This window comes from Oceanisphaera sp. (genome assembly GCF_052084945.1).
Classification (GTDB): Bacteria; Pseudomonadota; Gammaproteobacteria; order Enterobacterales; family Aeromonadaceae; genus Oceanimonas.
Map to the genome: position 1 here is coordinate 1 of NZ_JBQDEX010000002.1, position 16,654 is coordinate 16,654.

12 protein-coding genes, 2 tRNA genes and 1 pseudogene are annotated in these 16,654 nt (G+C 46.2%); 2 read left to right on the plus strand and 13 right to left on the minus strand.

The genetic code is table 11. The features are described 5' to 3' along the window. The first annotated feature begins 730 nt into the window (after positions 1–730). A complete protein-coding gene (locus ACTHY5_RS00305) occupies positions 731–847 on the plus strand; it encodes a phage integrase N-terminal SAM-like domain-containing protein (RefSeq protein ID WP_441874824.1) in 117 nt (38 codons plus the stop codon). A 654-nt stretch (positions 848–1,501) separates the two neighbouring features. Here the strand turns inward: ACTHY5_RS00305 and yiaY are convergent. Both yiaY and exaC read right to left on the minus strand, forming a co-directional pair. After that, a complete protein-coding gene (gene yiaY, locus ACTHY5_RS00310; RefSeq protein WP_441874826.1) occupies positions 1,502–2,653 on the minus strand; it encodes an L-threonine dehydrogenase in 1,152 nt (383 codons plus the stop codon). Between the two features lie 197 nt (positions 2,654–2,850). Continuing rightward, positions 2,851–4,368, minus strand: coding sequence for an acetaldehyde dehydrogenase ExaC (exaC, locus tag ACTHY5_RS00315; RefSeq protein WP_441874828.1), 1,518 nt, complete (start codon positions 4,366–4,368; stop codon positions 2,851–2,853). 294 nt (positions 4,369–4,662) lie between these two features. Here exaC and ACTHY5_RS00320 point away from each other — a divergent pair, with 294 nt between their 5' ends. Beyond that, positions 4,663–6,438, plus strand: a complete 1,776-nt coding sequence (locus tag ACTHY5_RS00320; RefSeq protein ID WP_441874830.1) for a sigma-54-dependent Fis family transcriptional regulator — start codon at positions 4,663–4,665, stop codon at positions 6,436–6,438. Here ACTHY5_RS00320 and ACTHY5_RS00325 read toward each other — a convergent pair. The 11 genes and pseudogenes from ACTHY5_RS00325 to pgsA form a co-directional block, all read right to left on the minus strand. Further along, positions 6,425–6,826 (minus strand): CZB domain-containing protein, encoded by a 402-nt coding sequence (locus ACTHY5_RS00325; protein ID WP_441874904.1) that lies wholly within the window; start codon positions 6,824–6,826, stop codon positions 6,425–6,427. The genes ACTHY5_RS00320 and ACTHY5_RS00325 overlap by 14 nt on opposite strands. Positions 6,827–6,847: 21 nt before the next feature. After that, positions 6,848–7,546 (minus strand): annotated as a pseudogene (locus ACTHY5_RS00330) (methyl-accepting chemotaxis protein); the annotation flags it as partial. Positions 7,547–7,697: 151 nt separating this feature from the next. Then, positions 7,698–8,372: a L,D-transpeptidase family protein gene (locus tag ACTHY5_RS00335; protein WP_441874832.1), complete on the minus strand. Its 675-nt coding sequence runs from the start codon at positions 8,370–8,372 to the stop codon at positions 7,698–7,700. 217 nt (positions 8,373–8,589) lie between these two features. Then, positions 8,590–9,900, minus strand: a complete 1,311-nt coding sequence (locus ACTHY5_RS00340; protein ID WP_441874834.1) for a sigma-54-dependent transcriptional regulator — start codon at positions 9,898–9,900, stop codon at positions 8,590–8,592. Next, the gene (locus ACTHY5_RS00345; RefSeq protein ID WP_441874835.1) at positions 9,897–11,612 is read right to left on the minus strand and encodes an ATP-binding protein; all 1,716 of its coding nucleotides are present in this window, start codon (positions 11,610–11,612) and stop codon (positions 9,897–9,899) included. Before ACTHY5_RS00345 ends, ACTHY5_RS00340 begins: the two co-directional genes overlap by 4 nt. A 37-nt stretch (positions 11,613–11,649) precedes the next feature. Next, positions 11,650–12,006 carry a DUF1850 domain-containing protein gene (locus ACTHY5_RS00350; protein WP_441874837.1) on the minus strand — a complete coding sequence of 119 codons (357 nt, stop codon included), beginning with the start codon at positions 12,004–12,006 and terminating at the stop codon, positions 11,650–11,652. 25 nt (positions 12,007–12,031) lie between these two features. Beyond that, on the minus strand, positions 12,032–14,044 hold the full coding sequence (locus ACTHY5_RS00355) for a TRAP transporter permease (RefSeq protein ID WP_441874839.1): 2,013 nt from the start codon (positions 14,042–14,044) through the stop codon (positions 12,032–12,034). 130 nt (positions 14,045–14,174) lie between these two features. Beyond that, positions 14,175–15,122 (minus strand): TAXI family TRAP transporter solute-binding subunit, encoded by a 948-nt coding sequence (locus ACTHY5_RS00360; RefSeq protein WP_441874841.1) that lies wholly within the window; start codon positions 15,120–15,122, stop codon positions 14,175–14,177. Between the two features lie 592 nt (positions 15,123–15,714). After that, positions 15,715–15,801 (minus strand) — tRNA-Leu (locus ACTHY5_RS00365). A gap of 15 nt (positions 15,802–15,816) precedes the next feature. Further along, positions 15,817–15,890, minus strand: a tRNA-Cys gene (locus ACTHY5_RS00370). Positions 15,891–16,093: 203 nt separating this feature from the next. Beyond that, entirely contained in the window at positions 16,094–16,642 is a 549-nt protein-coding gene (gene pgsA, locus ACTHY5_RS00375) for a CDP-diacylglycerol--glycerol-3-phosphate 3-phosphatidyltransferase (RefSeq protein WP_441874843.1), read from the minus strand. Positions 16,643–16,654 lie beyond the last annotated feature (12 nt).

A 16,654-nucleotide genomic window follows, 5' to 3' on the forward strand; every position in this document is an offset into this window, starting at 1 on the left:
GTTTCAGCCTGCAAAGCTCGGTTATAAGTCTAAAAAACGACTCCGTATTTGGCAGATAACTGACTCATAACGCTTGAGCCAAGCGGCGCGAGGTACGAGCGTCCGACTTAGGTGACTGGTTAACTTGGCGAGCGGCCAATACTTCTATAAGCGCAGCGGACCAAGCCCGGAAGAGTCACTTGCCAAATAAAACCCGAAGGCTGCAAGTGACCGCCTAACTTTACTGAAAATACCAAAGCGAAGCCAAGAGCTTTCGGCTAGAGCTTGAGATGAAAAGCAAAGCTACCTACAGAATTTATTACTTCAAGCTGGCAAAAAGCCAAACCAGACGAGCCAGTTAACAGCTAATTCAACGACAAATGACATCTATGCAAAACGCGCTTATTTCTGCAAAACATAAACACCATCATTAAAAAACAGATTATTATCAAACACTTGAGTGAAAGTTGAAATAACATCTTAGGAAATAAGCGTCACGTGTCGCTTTTTATGCAACGTGGCTGTTCGCTTATTCATTTTTAAGCACAACAACTATTCCATATTTTTCAGTGACTTGTAAGCTTTATAAAGTAAATAGTGCGGAGTTTTACGACAGTTGTCGTATAGCTCCACCTTAATCAGGGTGCAATGTTCGTAGTCAGGATCTAAACTGTTGTATATAAACACAGCAAAAAAGCTAGAGCATGATGCTGGATGTCCCCCAAGACTACCAGACAAGCCTACGCGCTTCATGGATCAACTGCGCGCTTTAATTCGTAGCCGAAATCTGGCCTACAAAACCGAGCAAACTTATTGCCACTGGGTTAAGCGATTTATACCAATCACACTAAATATTCGCTCTATTTAAATGCGCTATAAAAAGGAAACAGAGTCAGCTCCTTTGAGGCACTAGACTGTCAGCTAGCCCTAATCACAGGCGACTCTACAACCTAGAGTCGGATAAAGGGAGCGACTCCACCGACCATCACATGACAGGGACGTCATGTGCTGAGCGCCACAGGGAGGTGCTTGTAGCGTGTCGGTGGAGTGGCCCCTTTGTTCGGCTTTTACAGGCAGTACAACTGACTACTTATTTAGTACGATGGGTATTATTCGCTTTCATGGCCAGTTGGCCATAGACCCACGCAGCAATGTGGTGCGTCGTCACCATTTATTGGCTCGCGGCGTGCAGCGAGCCATGCGGTACGCAAGGGAGGATTCGGGGTGCGAAGTCCTGTCGATGAGGACTGCTAGCAAGGCTACCGCCGAGCCTTGCAGGCGGCTATTGCCTTATCTTCCTTGTTATGAGGCAGCATCGATGTGACGAGTTTGGCTCAATTGAGGCCTCGCATTATAGACAAGTTGCGAGGCAAAATGAAACGCAAAAGTCGCTATTGTTTGTGGTGCACTACCCACTAGTTAGGAAGGAGCTAGATAAATAAACGCCCAGTCTCTTATTTAAGTGACTGAGCGTGTGGTTAAATGCTAATCATTAATTGGGTTTATGGCCTAATTAGCTCGCTTAAAAAGCGGCTTTAAACATGGCAACGACTTCTTGATGGCTAGGCTGAATGGGGTTGGTTATGCCGCAGGCGTCTTTCATGGCGTTGGTGGCCAGAGTATCAAAGTCGGCTTCTTGTACCCCTAATCCGGCTAAACCCTTAGGAATCCCTACTTTATCGGCCAGTTGTACAATGGCGTCGATGCATAATTTAGCGCCCTCTTCATGGCTTAGCCCTGCTACTTCTAACCCCATGGCGGCAGCAATGTCGGTTTGACGCTCGCTGGCCACTTGGCTGTTAAAGCGCTGTACGTGGGGGAGTAAAATGGCATTACAAACCCCATGAGGTAAGTCGTAAAAGCCCCCTAATTGATGGGCCATGGCATGTACGTAACCTAGCGATGCGTTATTAAATGCCATACCGGCTAATAGCTGGGCATAAGCCATTTGCTCGCGGGCTTCCATGTCAGTGCCATCGTTTACCGCGCGCACTAAGTACTGGCTGATCAAGGTGGCCGCTTTTAGGGCACAGGTGTCGGTAATGGGGTTGGCCGCAGTAGAGACATAGGCTTCTATGGCGTGAGTGAGGGCATCCATACCGGTGGCGGCGGTGAGAGATTTCGGCATATTTTTCATTAATACCGGATCGTTAACCGACATAATGGGGGTGACGTTTTTATCCACAATGGCCATTTTAATGTGGGTGTCTTCGTCGGTAATAATACAAAACCGTGTGACTTCTGAAGCGGTACCGGCGGTGGTGTTAATCGCTACCAGTGGCAGTTGAGGCTTATTAGAGCAGTCTACGCCTTCGTAATCTCGAATATCGCCGCCATTACTGGCCACCAAGGCAATGCCTTTGGCGCAGTCGTGGGGGGAGCCACCACCTAATGAAATTACAAAGTCACAGTCATGTTCGCGCAACATGGCCAAGCCCGCGCTTACATTACCGGTGGTGGGGTTGGCTTGCACATCAGAAAATATACAGGCGTTAATATTTTGCTTGGCCAATGCTTGCTGTAAATTACCGGCGTAGCCTAATTCAACCAGCGGTTTGTCCGTCACAATAAGGGCGTGTTTAAACCCTAACTGACTTAATTCATTCACGGCTTGTTCAACGGCACCGGCACCAATAACGTTCACTGAAGGCATATAAAATGTCGCTGTGCTCATATTCACTTCCTTTATTACGTTAAAAAGAGAACTGAATGCAGGTGTATTTTATAATAATGTATCACCCGCACTCTGTTAGATAACTTGTACTAATGACACTCCCTTTAAAGTGCAGGCCCGCCTTTATCTTGCCGAGCCTGTATTAAGCTTATAGAGAATAATATAAAGGATATTACGCTAGATCATGTTTACCTAAATTAGAAGAACCCCAGTGGGTTGGTGTCGTAACTGATCAGCATGCATTTGGTTTGCTGGTAATGATCTAACATCATCTTATGCGTTTCGCGGCCAATGCCGGATTTTTTATAGCCACCAAAAGCGGCGTGGGCCGGGTATGCGTGGTAGCAGTTCATCCAAATACGCCCCGCTTGAATACCGCGAGCCATACGATAAGCGCGATTAGTGTCGCGCGTCCATAACCCTGCCCCTAAGCCAAACTCGGTGTCATTGGCGATAGCCAAGGCTTCTGTTTCATTTTTAAAAGTGGTAACGGCAAGAGCTGGGCCAAAGATTTCCTCTTGGAAGACCCGCATTTTATTGTCACCGTGAAAAATAGTCGGCTGAATATAGTAGCCGTTTTCTAATCCGCTTACGGTGTGGGCTTCGCCCCCTAGTAGCATTTTGGCGCCTTCACTTCGGCCAATTTCCATATAACGCAATATTCTGTCGAATTGCTCCCGTGACGCTTGTGCCCCTACTTGCGTTTCAGTATCCAATGGATTGCCTTGTTTAATTTGGCGAGCGCGCTCTAACACCCGCTCCATAAACTCATCATAAATGCTCTCTTCTACTAAGGCACGAGACGGACAGGTGCACACTTCGCCTTGGTTAAAGAAGGTGAGCAACATGCCTTCTATGCATTTATCAACAAATTCAGGCTCGTGATTAAACACATCGGCAAAGAAAATATTGGGGGATTTACCGCCCAGCTCTACGGTAGACGGAATTAGCCGCTCGGCCGCCGCAGTCAATACATGCTGGCCGACGGGGGTTGAGCCTGTAAAGGCAAGTTTGGCAATGCCGGGGTGGCGCAATATGGCTTCACCGGCTTCATTACCAATGCCGTTCACCACGTTAATCACGCCAGGGGGCAGCAAGTCGCCAATTAGCTCCATAAGTACCAAGATAGATGCCGGCGTTTGCTCAGCCGGTTTTAATACCGTGCAACAGCCCGAAGCCAACACGGGGGCGAGCTTCCACGCGGCCATTAATAATGGAAAGTTCCACGGAATAATTTGCCCCACCACGCCCACCGCTTCTTGAAAGTGATAGGCGGCTGTGGTGTCGTTAATTTCGGCCGCTGATCCTTCTTGGGCACGAATGGCTCCGGCAAAATAACGGAAATGATCCACCACTAACGGAATATCGGCGGCCAAAGTTTCGCGCACCGCTTTGCCGTTATCCCAGGTTTCGGCCACCGCCAGCATTTCAATGTTTTGTTCTATGCGATCGGCAATACGCAACATGACATTAGCGCGCTCGGCCACCGCCGTTTTGCTCCAGGTTGCAAAAGCAGTTTGTGCAGCTTTAACCGCTAAATCGATGTCATCGGCATCTGAGCGTGGTACCTCACAAAACACTGCGCCGTTAACGGGTGAACGGTTATCCATATAAATACCATTGACTGGCGCTTGCCATTCACCCCCAATAAAATTTTGATACCGCGTCTTAAAGTTAACGACGGCACCGGCGGTTCCTGGTTGCTGATAAATCATAGTGACTCTCCTTGCAGATAGCGCATATATTAATGATTTAACCTAAGGCTGCCCTTGGCAATGCCTTTTGACTCAGTTAATGATTTGCAAACAAGGTGCCAATTATCACAAATCAATAAAATAAAATTACAAACCCGTTACATTCATACTCTAGAGGGCTAATCTAGTTTGGTGATGATAATGAAAAACGAATGTTTCAATAATAAAGTGTGCTGTTTTTGAACAAGCTGTACAGTGCAGATGTACAGTAGAAATGAACAGTGCAAGCGGGTCGATTTTAATAGGAAGAAAACAATGACATTGAATGTAGTGAACAAAGCCGCGCTCACACATCCAGAGCAAGAGTCGCAGTTACTGATGCGTTCATGGCAACGTAGTCACGACTATGGCTTAAGCCAGCACAGTCATCATGCACCCGAATTATTGGACCAAACCGCTTTACATCATGCTCAACAACACCATGCTTCTTTGCTGCATCACCTCAATACACACTTGCCGCTGTTTGAACAGTTACAACAGGGGCGTCGTTGCCGGTTATTGTTTGCTGATGCTCAAGGCACTATTTTATTGAGCGCCGGTGACCCTTACTTTGGTAACAAGGCACAAAAAATTGCCCTTGCCAGCGGTGCTAGCTGGCACGAACAACACATGGGTACGAACGCCATAGGCACGGCACTAAAAGAACAAGCTGAGGTAAGCGTGCTAGGCCAGCAGCATTTTTTGGCGACCAACCAAAAGATTAGCTGTAGTGCTTGCCCGGTATTATCACCTAACGGTGACATGCTAGGGGTTATAGATATTTCAAGCGAAATAGGCGAGCACTGCCAAGATATGCCATTAACGGCCAGGCTGATGGCCTTAGCGCTTGAAAATGCCTTGGTGATTAATCAAGCGCATACACATTGGATCCTCAACCTCGCCCCCGATGCTGGCAGCTTACAGCAACCTTGGTCGGGTATTGTTGCGTTACGAGAAAATGGCCAAGTATTAGGGGCAAATCGTAGTGCTCGGCAATGGTTAACGGATCTCGATATACCAACCATGATCCATGGTTTGCAACAAGGCGAGCTCACTCCCGTTAAACAAGGAATTGTTTTACTCAGCCGCCAACCTACAATGGATAAAAGGCGTCACTCTCAGACGACCGCTTCAACTGCCCTTCTTACAGAGACTGCGCTAACTGCGAATGAACATCGCGCACTTAAATTAATGAACCACCATATTCCGCTGCTTATTCAAGGAGAAACCGGCACCGGTAAAGATCACTTAGTTCGCTGTTTACATCAAGCAGGCAACCGTGCCTCGGGGCCACTCATTGCCGTAAATTGTGGGGCATTGCCATGCGAGTTATTAGAAGCCGAGTTATTTGGTTATGTGGCGGGGGCTTTTACTGGTGGGAGCAAACAGGGTCGGCCTGGGTATATTAGAGCCGCCGATAAGGGAGTGTTGTTTCTTGATGAAATTGGTGAGTTGCCTCTGGCGGCACAAACGCGGTTGTTAAGAGTGTTGCAAGAAAAAACCGTGACGCCCTTGGGATGTCATCAACCACAAGCGGTTGACTTTCAGCTAGTGGCCGCCAGCCACCAAGATATTGCAGCCATGGTAGAGCAAGGGACTTTTCGCCAAGATTTATACTTTAGAATCAATGGTTATGCCTTAACACTGCCGCCACTGCGAGCGTATTCAGAGGCTGAGTTTACAGCGTTATTACAACAGCTATTACAGAAACTCGCCGCCTCTCATGCCCTCTTTTCTCCCACCACACTCAGTGATGAAGTTATTAGTGCACTGCGGGCGTATCACTGGCCGGGAAATATTCGTCAATTTAAACAGCAATTAGAAGTGGCTATTATATTAGCCGAGGGGCACGCCATTGATTTAACCCATTTCTCTGCTCTCCCTCCCTTAACGGAGCAGACAACAAAGCCCAAGGATTTAAAATCTGTAACGGATCAATTGATTATAGATACCTTGGCTCAGTGCGGCGGTAATATGAGTGCCACAGCACGCCAGTTAAATATGAGCCGGACCACTGTTTATGCCCGGCTTAGGGCGATTAAGCAAAATTAGCTTGCATCTCACTTTCTAGCTCAGTTAGCACATTAGTAACCTCTAAGCTTGATTGTTCCATTAGTTGTAATGCCTGTATAGCCTGTTGCTGTTCGCCACTGGCACATGCTTGTAATGCATCTAACCCTGCTTTGTGCACCATTTCGTGACTGCTTTCAAGACGCCCGAATGATCTTAAATGACTGTATAATTGGGCACCTCGCCCTTGGTAATACCACTGACCCAAACGGCAGTCTCTGTGAGTGCTTAATTCAGTATCAAACTGTTGAGTATCAACACACTGATAAACCTCATTTTTCCAGACGGCATGATCCAGCTTAACCGCCTCTAAAAAAGCCGATGCCGCATTGCGCCTTATCACGCTGCGCATGCTGTTTGCATGCTGCATAACTTCTCGCGTGACTTCATCAATTTGCTGGGATGAGGCAGACACTTCATTGGTACTTTCTAGTGACTCTGCCACTGAGCTATTAATAGTCTGACTTTGCTCAAGCACATGTTGCACTAATACACTAATATTACCACTGGCTTCATGAGCTTGGGTGGCTAGGTTACGCACTTCTTCTGCTACTACAGCAAAGCCTCGCCCTTGCTCACCCGCCCTGGCGGCTTCAATAGCCGCGTTTAGTGCAAGTAAGTTTGTTTGCTCAGAAATACCTTGGATAACCGACACAAAGTTGCTGATCTTATTGGCTGTTTCCGCTAATACGGCAGAGCTTTCTGCGCTGTGATTAACTTCTGTATTAATTGCCAGTGCACGAGTTTTTAAGGTATCTGTCGCTTGGTATGTTTGGGCAAATACTTCTTCCATTTCGGTAAGCTTGGCTTGCTCTTCTAATAAAGCCTGCGCATTCACCACCATACTTTCTCTAATAGAGCCCAGCATATCAGTACCTTGCAATACCACACTCGTTAGATCATTACACAGTTGCTGTGCCGCTTGCTGCTTACTCACTTGTACTTGCAGCTCGGTGAGTTTACTTTGTTGCGCGGCCAGTTTAGTTTCATAATGCGCTTGGGTCGCTGCTAATTTTTGCTCTAAATCTACGACCTGCTTTTTTGCTTTGCTGCCAAACATACTGTTTAATCCCTTAGTTAGCGCCGACATATCAGATTATTAAATCTGGAGTTATTCTCCAATAATACAAAGCTTTATCATATGATTATTATAACAACATTAGACTTTACATATATTTAATTTAAATAAGGCTGTGACATAAGGCACATTTGAGTTAGCCAACGGCGTTGGCAGCCTTGCCTTAAATATCGCTATTAGGAAACTTAGCAAACTCCCGTGAAATATCGGCATACAATTCGACAGCCCAACGCGGTAAGTTAGCCGAAAAACCATCTAAAGGCTTGCGCCTAGGATCGTGAGGGGCAATCACTACAGAAGCATTATGGGTTCCCACCTGGTTTACTAATACAAACAGTTCTTCTACTGCAATATCTCCTACCGCCAAGCAGCCTGTAGATTGCGCTTTACCATGAATATAAATATCGCCCCCCAAATCGGTACGCCCTTCTTTTGCCGCACGCATTAAGTCATAGGAATTGGGATAATCTAGGCCCATTGATAAATGAAATAGACTATTAGGGTTTAGATGCGTAATACGATAAATACCTTCAGGTACCTGTTTATCACCCTCTTTGAGTTTAGGCCCAGCTTGGCCACTGGCCTTACGAATGGGATAGCTACGAATAAAGGTAAAATCCCCATGATCACGCGCCCACAGCTCAAGCTCTCGCTCTTCTTTAGTAGCTAGCAACACCACTTCTTGCGGAGGATAAGCTACATTGGCGCGCATAAAATAAGGCTTCATACGAATTTCAGCCAAACCACCATATTCAGATACCACAGAGCTAATGCTATGTGGGTATTGCGTTGCAGTTGCCATAGGTGAAGCTAATGTCGTTAACACTAACGATGACATGATAATCTCTCGGAAAAGGCGCATAAGTAACAGTTAGACCCAATAATTGTATCTGCTAATAGTAGCGTGAGCTTAACTTAGATGAAATCTATTGTTGAAAAATAATACTTAATTACGACCTTATTAGGTTATTAAGCCCATGAACACTGGATCATTGAATCTATGCATTTTAATGTTCAGAAGCAATAAATAGCTTTTGAAGATTTACAGTAGTTGATTAAGCTTTATACTTAGCTAACTTATCGTATAGGGTTTTACGAGGTATGCCCAGCTGCTCCGCGGCCAATGCCACATTACCTTGTTGATTGCTCATAGCGTTACAAATTAGTTGCTGCTCTAGTTGCAGCAATTGCTGGGGTAAGCTTAACTCTAGTGACGGCACATCTTGGGCGGGCAGTACGCCTAATACATATTGCTCTGCGTAATGGCGCAGCTCGCGTACGTTACCCAGCCAGTCTTTTTGAATCAGTGTTTGTATCATGTCATCACTAGGCGCCGATACATTACGTTGATAAGACTGCTTAGCTTGATCGACAAAATGTAAGAACAGCAGCGGAATATCAGCGCGGCGCTCGCGTAATGGTGGCAAGGTTAGGGTTACCACATTTAAACGAAAGTAAAGATCTGCTCGAAAATTCCCTGCATCACTGGCGCTCAGTAGGTCTACTTTAGTAGCCGCAACTATACGCACATCAATATTAATGGCTTTATTACCGCCTAATCTTTCTAGTACCGACTCTTGCAAGACCCGCAACATTTTTGCTTGCAAAATTAAAGGCATCCCCTCTATTTCATCTAAAAATAACGTACCACCATTGGCATGCTCCATTTTACCAATACGTCTTTTATTAATGCCGGTATAGGCACCCGGTTCGGCACCAAACATCTCACTTTCAAAAATAGACTCTGGCAAGGCGGTACAGTTCACTGCCACAAAGTTACCCTTGCGACCGCTACTTTGATGTAGGCTGCGTGCTACCATTTCTTTACCGGTACCTGTTTCGCCCAAGATAAGTACGCTGGCACTGGTATCGGCAATATTATCGATTTGACAACGCAGCTGCTCTATTTGCGGTGTTTGACCAAGGATTAAGGGCAGGCCTTTTTGATTGGCGAGTTGTTTACGTAAGCGCCGATTTTCTAATATAAGGCTGCGTTTATCTATAGCTCGTTGCAGGCTATGCAACAACTGCTCAGGTTCAAAAGGTTTCTCAAAAAAATCTTGGGCACCAAGGCGCATCGCTTCTACGGCCATGGGAATATCACCATGACCTGTGAGCAAGATAACCGGTAAATCAATATCGAATTGTTGTAAATGTTGCAACAATTGTAAGCCATCCATAGAGGGCATACGCACGTCAGACAATACCACTACTGGAGCCTCAGGAACTAGCGAGTGTAATGCCAGTTCAGCCCGGATAAAGCCTCGAGCTTTAATGCCCGAAAGCTGCAGGGTCTGTAATAATGTTTGGCGAACATCATCATCATCTTCGACTAGCCAAACTTCAATGCCATGAGCTTTATTCACGAGTCTACTTTCCAACTAAGAATAAAATGAGTTCCCCCTGCTGGGGGCGAATATAAAGTAAGGTTACCGTCGCTGGCCTCGATCAAGTCTCTAACTATGGCTAAACCTAAACCTAGCCCCTTGCCGTATTGCTTAGTAGAGAAAAACGGCTCTGTGACTTTATCAAGTAATTCAGGTGCGATACCGGGGCCATTATCATATATAGCTAGCCCGCTTGGCTGCGCGCTCAACGTGATCATCGGCTGCGGTTGGTCGGTAAGCGCATCGGCACTATTTTCCAGTATATTAGCCAATATCTGCTCTAAAGCATGCAGCTCTATCGGTAACAGCAAATCACGAGCTTGTGATCGGTCGAGGCTAATGTTTTGTTCTGTTAATCTTGGGTTCAACCAGCTTAATACATTTTCTAACGCCTCATCGAGCCGACATTCTCCCCGAGTTTTACGGCGAGTGGCGGCAAAGTTTTTAAGTTGTGAGGTAAGTCGAGCAATTCGATCTACCAGCGTACCCATTACCTCTAAACTAGCAACAACTTGTGTGTGTTGGCCTTGGTTTAGTAATAGCTTGGTATTAATCGACTGATTTTTGAGAGCGGTTAAGGGTTGATTCACTTCATGAGCGACACTGGCGGCCATCTGTCCAAGCGCAGCTAAGCGATTAGTGTGGATTAGCTCATGCTGCATGGCTCTAAGCTTAGCCTCTACTTGAAAGCGTTCCGTCACTTGATGCTCTAGTTGTTGATTAGACAACGCTAGCGCCGAGGTTCTGGTAGAAACTTTATATTCTAGCTCTTCTTTCGCTCGCAATTGGGCAAGAATATAGCGTCGGCGTTGTCGCCAGTAGAGCAGCAAAAGGATCATAGCAATAATGCTAAAAGCGGTTAAAGAGGTAACTAAGGTAGCATGCTGAATTAACGGCCGACTAGGAGACCACAACTGTAATCGCCACTGATTTTTAGGCAGATACACTTCACTCACTTGATATTGAATACCTTGCCATACGAGTTGCTGTTGCTGCTGATGGCTCAGCGCCAGCGGCGTTAAGGGCAGCGGATAATATTGTCGAGTTTGTGCGATGCGCGCCAGCGCTTCATCCGTTAACGGGGCTAGCGTTTTAAATTTAAGATCTGGAGAAGAGCTGAGCGTGACGACTTGATCGGAATCGACTGCCATCACCAAGTTTTTACTTAAAGTCCAGCTTTGTTCTAGATCCAATAAAGTAATTTTTGCCGCCAACACACCTTGCGGCTGTCGCGCATTTCCCACAGGCAAACCAAAAAAGTACCCAGGGATGCCAGTCGTCGCACCTACCCCATAATATTCGCCAAAGCTGCCCTCCATGGCGTCATAAACATAAGGTCGAAACAGATAGTTTTGTCCAGCAAAGGAATGGGGCTGGCGCCAATTGCTTGTGGCTAGCACCACGCCTTGATCATTCATCATATACAAAGCTTCAATACCGGTAGCAGTGGCTAATTGCTCCAGCAGCAGATTGGCCTTCTTAATGGCTTCTGGATCGTTAGCATAGGTCAGAGCACCCAGTAACACTGGGTGTTCTTGTAAGGCTCGGGGTACATTCTCGAAGCGAGCAATTTCTGATTCCAGAGCGGTGCGATAAACCAGTAACTGTTGCTGGGCACTTTGTTCTTGCTCTTGCCACTGACGCTGCCAACTACTAAACCACACCACAATCAGCAACAAGATGAACAGCAAGCCACCCAGTAACCAAAAAACGTTTAATGATGGTTTATTAATACTCTGTTTCCTCTACGTCAACACAAGCTAGCAAGGTTACGCTGCTCCCCTGCGGCACCCAGTGACTAAGCGGAAAACACGACTCAGGATCAGTGCACAAGGTATACTCAGCAGTAAACTCAGAGCTTGCTAGGGTTAGCTGATCTAGGGTGATATCAGGTTGCCAATGCCAAGCTCCATTGCGCAACACAGCCTCAGGAGGCGGTTCCATACCCGCACCAGATCCTTGCACGCTTGCATGGGTTAATCGCAATTGTCCCTCACTTAGTTGATAGCTTTCCTGCCAATGAGTTTTCTCAATGGAATGCTGCCAGTTAAGCGTAATGCTGCCCGAGAGCAGCATTACCGTCATAGTAGCAGTACTAAGACACAGCATATTAAGCGACAGCCACTGGTGGCTGGCGTTTAAACTGCAGCCAGTGTCTGCTTAGCAATAATAACGCTAGCATGATGCCTATTTCATCACTAAAGGGCAGCGCAAAAACCAACATTACGGCGGCCAACACGGCGAGTAAACGCTCAGCAAAGCTGAATGGACGTAACCAGTAACCTATCACTCCCATCCCCCACAACGAGACTGCCAGCAACGCCTTAATGATGACAAAGATGGTAGCGAATAATCCCGCATCCCCCTGCAACATAAGCTCTGGTGCATAAACTGCCATAAAGGGCACCACGAAACCGGCGATGGCAATTTGCAATGAGCGCATGCCGATCCTGAGGCCTGACGCATTAGCGATGGGCGAGGCGGCAAATGCTGCCAACGCTACCGGGGGCGTGAGATCCGCCATAATGCCAAAGTAAAATACAAACATATGCGAAACAATTAATGGCACTCCTAACTCAAGTAAAGCCGGCGCGGCAATAGAGCTGGTAATAATATAGTTAGGAATGGTTGGAATCCCCATACCCAGTATTAAACAAGTAACCATAGTTAACAGCAAAGATAGCAACAGGCTATGAGAACCCAGTTGCACGATGAAACCAGCGACTATGGTGGCGGCACCCGTTAGCGATATCACACCAATAATCACGCCTACTAAGGCACAGGCTACGCCAACCGGCAGAGCATGAATTGCGCCTCGGTATAAAGCTTGCACCACGGTTTCTAAAACGCCTTGTTCGCGTTTGGCCAATAGTAATACTGTTAAGACGGCCACTATGGCGAAGATGGCAGTAATACCGTAATAATTAAAGGTTGCACAGGCCAAACCCAACACTATCCAAAATCCGTAACGCAACACGGTCGCATTCAGATGTTTGGCTAGGCCATTCCCCATTATTAACACCACTGTGAGTGCTAGGCCCATCATGCCAGCAAATAATGGCGTAAAGCCTGAAAATAGCATGACGATCAAGGCAATCAATGGCATTAATAAATACCAGCGTTGCTTCAGTGCCGCCAAAGGATTAGGGCATTCAGATTTTGGCAAGCCATTGAGCCCGGCACGGCCAGCCTCTAAATGCACCATTAAAAACACGGTAAAGAAATACAATATAGCCGGTACTAATGCCGCTTTAGTGATCTCCACATACGGCACATTAATGGTCTCAGCCATAATAAAGGCCACGGCACCCATCACCGGTGGCATAATCTGCCCGCCCATAGAACTGGTGGCCTCTACGGCGCCAGCAAAGTCTGACTTGAAGCCAAATTTCTTCATTAAAGGAATAGTAAACTGACCAGTGCTGACTACGTTGGCAACTCCTGAGCCATTGATGGTACCCATCATACCGGAAGATAAAACTGATACTTTGGCCGGACCACCGCGGGTATGCCCCACAGAGCCAATAGCAATATCATTAAACAAAGCCAGCATGCCTGCTTGCTCTAAAAAGGCACCAAATAAGATAAACAAAAAGATATAGCTGGAAGAGACATAAGTGGGCGTACCATAAATACCCTCGGTACCAAAAGAAAGCTGCGAAATAACTTGGTCTAGTCCATAACCGCGATGCATTAGCACCTCGGGTAGGTACTGGCCAAATAACGCATAGGCGACAAAACTTAAGCAAATAAGCGGCAGTGCCCACCCCATTAAACGGCGTGCAGCATCAAATACCATCAGTAAGGTCACCGAACCCACGAGCCAATCTGCTTGACTCATATCACCTGCGCGATAAACCAAGTCGGCTTCAAACCACCAGTGATAAAAAGCCAACAGTAGTGCACTCGCCCCTAATAACATGCCCCATACCGAAGGACGGCTAAGGCGTTTACCATTAATACCGTATAACTGATAAACCAAAAACAGCAAGAATCCGACATGAACGGCACGTACTACTGTGGTGGATAAGGGACTAAAGGCGGCAGTAATTACCTGAAATATTGAAAAGGCAATGGCCGCATAAAACACGATAGTTTGAGGCTTAAGTTGATTATTGCTCATCACGACTCCTAACACCGCACGAGATAAACCCGCCGGGTTATTATATACATCGAACGCTCGTTCCTGAGGCTCGTCGTTATTAGGCTGCTTAATGTAGGTAACGCCACCTTTTATGAGGTGGCGCTATAATCTATTCTATTAAATTTTGTTCTTGGTAATAACGCTTAGCACCTGGGTGTAGAGGCAAAGGTAGTCCCTGAACCGCGCCTTCTGCAGTGATACTATCGGCGACACTGTGCGCATTGCGTAATGCGGGCAGGTTTTCAAAGACCTGTTTTGCCATTTGGTATGCCGTTTCTTCAGATACCCCCTGATGAGTAATTAATAAATTACTGATGGCCACCGTGGCCACGTCTTCATCTTGCCCAGTGTAAGTGCCCGCAGGAATAACACTGGTGCGATAGGCGTCACTGTCTATCTTAGCAACCAGTTCGTTAGGGATAGCAATAAAGACCACGGGAGCATGAGAGGCAAGATCACGAAATGCAGCCATACCTAAACCGGCAGATTGTAAAGTGGCATCTAGTTGACGATTTTTCATCAACTCAACCGACTCAGAAAAGGAGAGGTACTCTGTACGTGCAAAATCATCGTAACTAAGATCGGCAGCCTTAAAGATGGCCCGCGCATTAAGCTCGGTACCCGAACGTGGCGCCCCAACGGAAACACGTTTACCTTTCAAATCTTCCAGACTGCTAATACCGCTGTCGGCACGCGCTACTATTTGAATATAGTTAGAATAAGTTGAGCCAATAGCTCTTAATTTAGAGAGCGGCTTTTTAAAACCCGCCTCTTCAACACCCAGCCAAGCATCTTCAACACTATCAGCTAATGCAAACCCTATTTCACCTCGGCCACGCTCGAGCAGCGTTAAGTTTTCTACCGAAGCACGCGTGGCTTGCACCTGCACCTTAGCATTCGGTATGTTTTTGTCATAAAGCTGCGAGATAGCCACGCCTAACGGGTAATAAACACCACTGGTACCACCGGTAAGCACATTAATAAACTCACTAGCCTGCACAGCACTCACCGAGCAAGCTAGGGTAATACCGAGCATACATTGTTTGATTTTTTTCATTAGTCCATATCCTTATTTGCGTGTAGTTATAGTAATGCAGCCTAGATGTTGCACTTTGCATGCCAAGGTTACACTAATGTTTAAATGCTGTTGTATCAGGCATTAAGGTAAGATATGCCCCTTTAAAATTCTGAAGCTTCAGAATTAAGAGGGTAAGTGTTCTGGATTTACAGAAAAAGACTAACTAATTTCAATGCCTTCGTATGGCCCAGCTTACTGGCGTGTATATTTGTTGAACCTGGGGGGGTTAATAAAACAAATATCCTGTGAATATTCGCAGTTGTTACACTGCAAAGATGGCTAGCCCAGTGGCGTGGCGTGGGAGATAATACCAATCTGGAAAACTAACTGATCAGGTTTTATGGCTTCTGTAGGATCGATTTCAATCGACTAAAAATCATAATAAGGCCTAAAGAGGTCGAATAAATTCGACCCTACGCTCGGGGTAGATTGGTAAAAATAGATCACATATTTACTTAGGTTGGTATAACTCTATTGCCTCGAGTAGCATCTATACTGAAGGCATGGATAACTTTATTAAATTTCAGGCACAAAAAAGCCACTCTTGCGAGTGGCTTTTTTGTTTTACTTATGGTGCCCGGAGCCGGAATTGAACCGGCACGCCCTTGCGAGCGAGGGATTTTAAATCCCTTGTGTCTACCGATTTCACCATCCGGGCAGACGAACTTTACAATGGAGGCGCGTTCCGGAGTCGAACCGGACTAAACGGATTTGCAATCCGCTGCATAGCCGCTTTGCTAACGCGCCTTTATGAGTTGCCTCACTGACTTGCTAGGCATTTTAATGATTACCGCACAGACTTCAACACTAATTTGCTATTTCTAGTTCGTTCGAACGTTTTTTATTCACTAACGCTTATTTTTGGCTGTTAAATCATCTTCTAGCTCATTAACTACCTACTCTATCCATTTCTTCATATCGCCTTGCTGAGATATGAACGGCGTTTCGAGTTAGGCTGAGTCAGTAAGGTCACCCCAGGCCGCTTTTAAATAATCGTATGCTGAATAGAGGGTTAACCCCATTGCGATATAGAGCAATATATAACCGGACCAAATCATGTATAGGTTGTGCTGCCAGATCAAGGCGATGAGTGCCACCATTTGAATGGTTGTTTTCCACTTACCAATCCAGCTTACTGCTACCTGAGCACGTTGCCCTATTTCTGCCATCCATTCACGTAATGCAGAAATAACAATTTCTCGGCTGATCATGATCATCGCAGGTAATGTCACCAAGGGACTGCTGTAATCCTCAACCACAATAATAAGGGCAGCAGCCACCATCACTTTATCGGCAACAGGATCAAGAAAGGCCCCAAAAGGCGTACTTTGCTTTAACGTACGAGCTAAAAAACCATCCAGCCAATCAGTAGCGGCCGCAAAAGTAAACACAGCAGCAGCCCACATGTAGGCCCCTTCTATGGGTATATAAAACAATACAATAAAAATGGGGACTAACAGTAATCGAAACAGGGTAAGAGAATTAGGTATATTTATCATTATTTTAAGACC

Coding starts and splice junctions, on each gene's coding strand:
- exaC (WP_441874828.1), bottom strand. CDS start 4,368: ATGATTTATCAGCAACCAGGAACCGCCGGTGCCGTCGTTAACTTTAAG.
- ACTHY5_RS00355 (WP_441874839.1), bottom strand. CDS start 14,044: ATGAGCAATAATCAACTTAAGCCTCAAACTATCGTGTTTTATGCGGCC.
- ACTHY5_RS00320 (WP_441874830.1), top strand. CDS start 4,663: ATGACATTGAATGTAGTGAACAAAGCCGCGCTCACACATCCAGAGCAA.
- ACTHY5_RS00335 (WP_441874832.1), bottom strand. CDS start 8,372: ATGTCATCGTTAGTGTTAACGACATTAGCTTCACCTATGGCAACTGCA.
- ACTHY5_RS00350 (WP_441874837.1), bottom strand. CDS start 12,006: ATGACGGTAATGCTGCTCTCGGGCAGCATTACGCTTAACTGGCAGCAT.
- ACTHY5_RS00305 (WP_441874824.1), top strand. CDS start 731: ATGGATCAACTGCGCGCTTTAATTCGTAGCCGAAATCTGGCCTACAAA.
- pgsA (WP_441874843.1), bottom strand. CDS start 16,642: ATGATAAATATACCTAATTCTCTTACCCTGTTTCGATTACTGTTAGTC.
- ACTHY5_RS00325 (WP_441874904.1), bottom strand. CDS start 6,826: ATGCAGCATGCAAACAGCATGCGCAGCGTGATAAGGCGCAATGCGGCA.
- yiaY (WP_441874826.1), bottom strand. CDS start 2,653: ATGAGCACAGCGACATTTTATATGCCTTCAGTGAACGTTATTGGTGCC.
- ACTHY5_RS00360 (WP_441874841.1), bottom strand. CDS start 15,122: ATGAAAAAAATCAAACAATGTATGCTCGGTATTACCCTAGCTTGCTCG.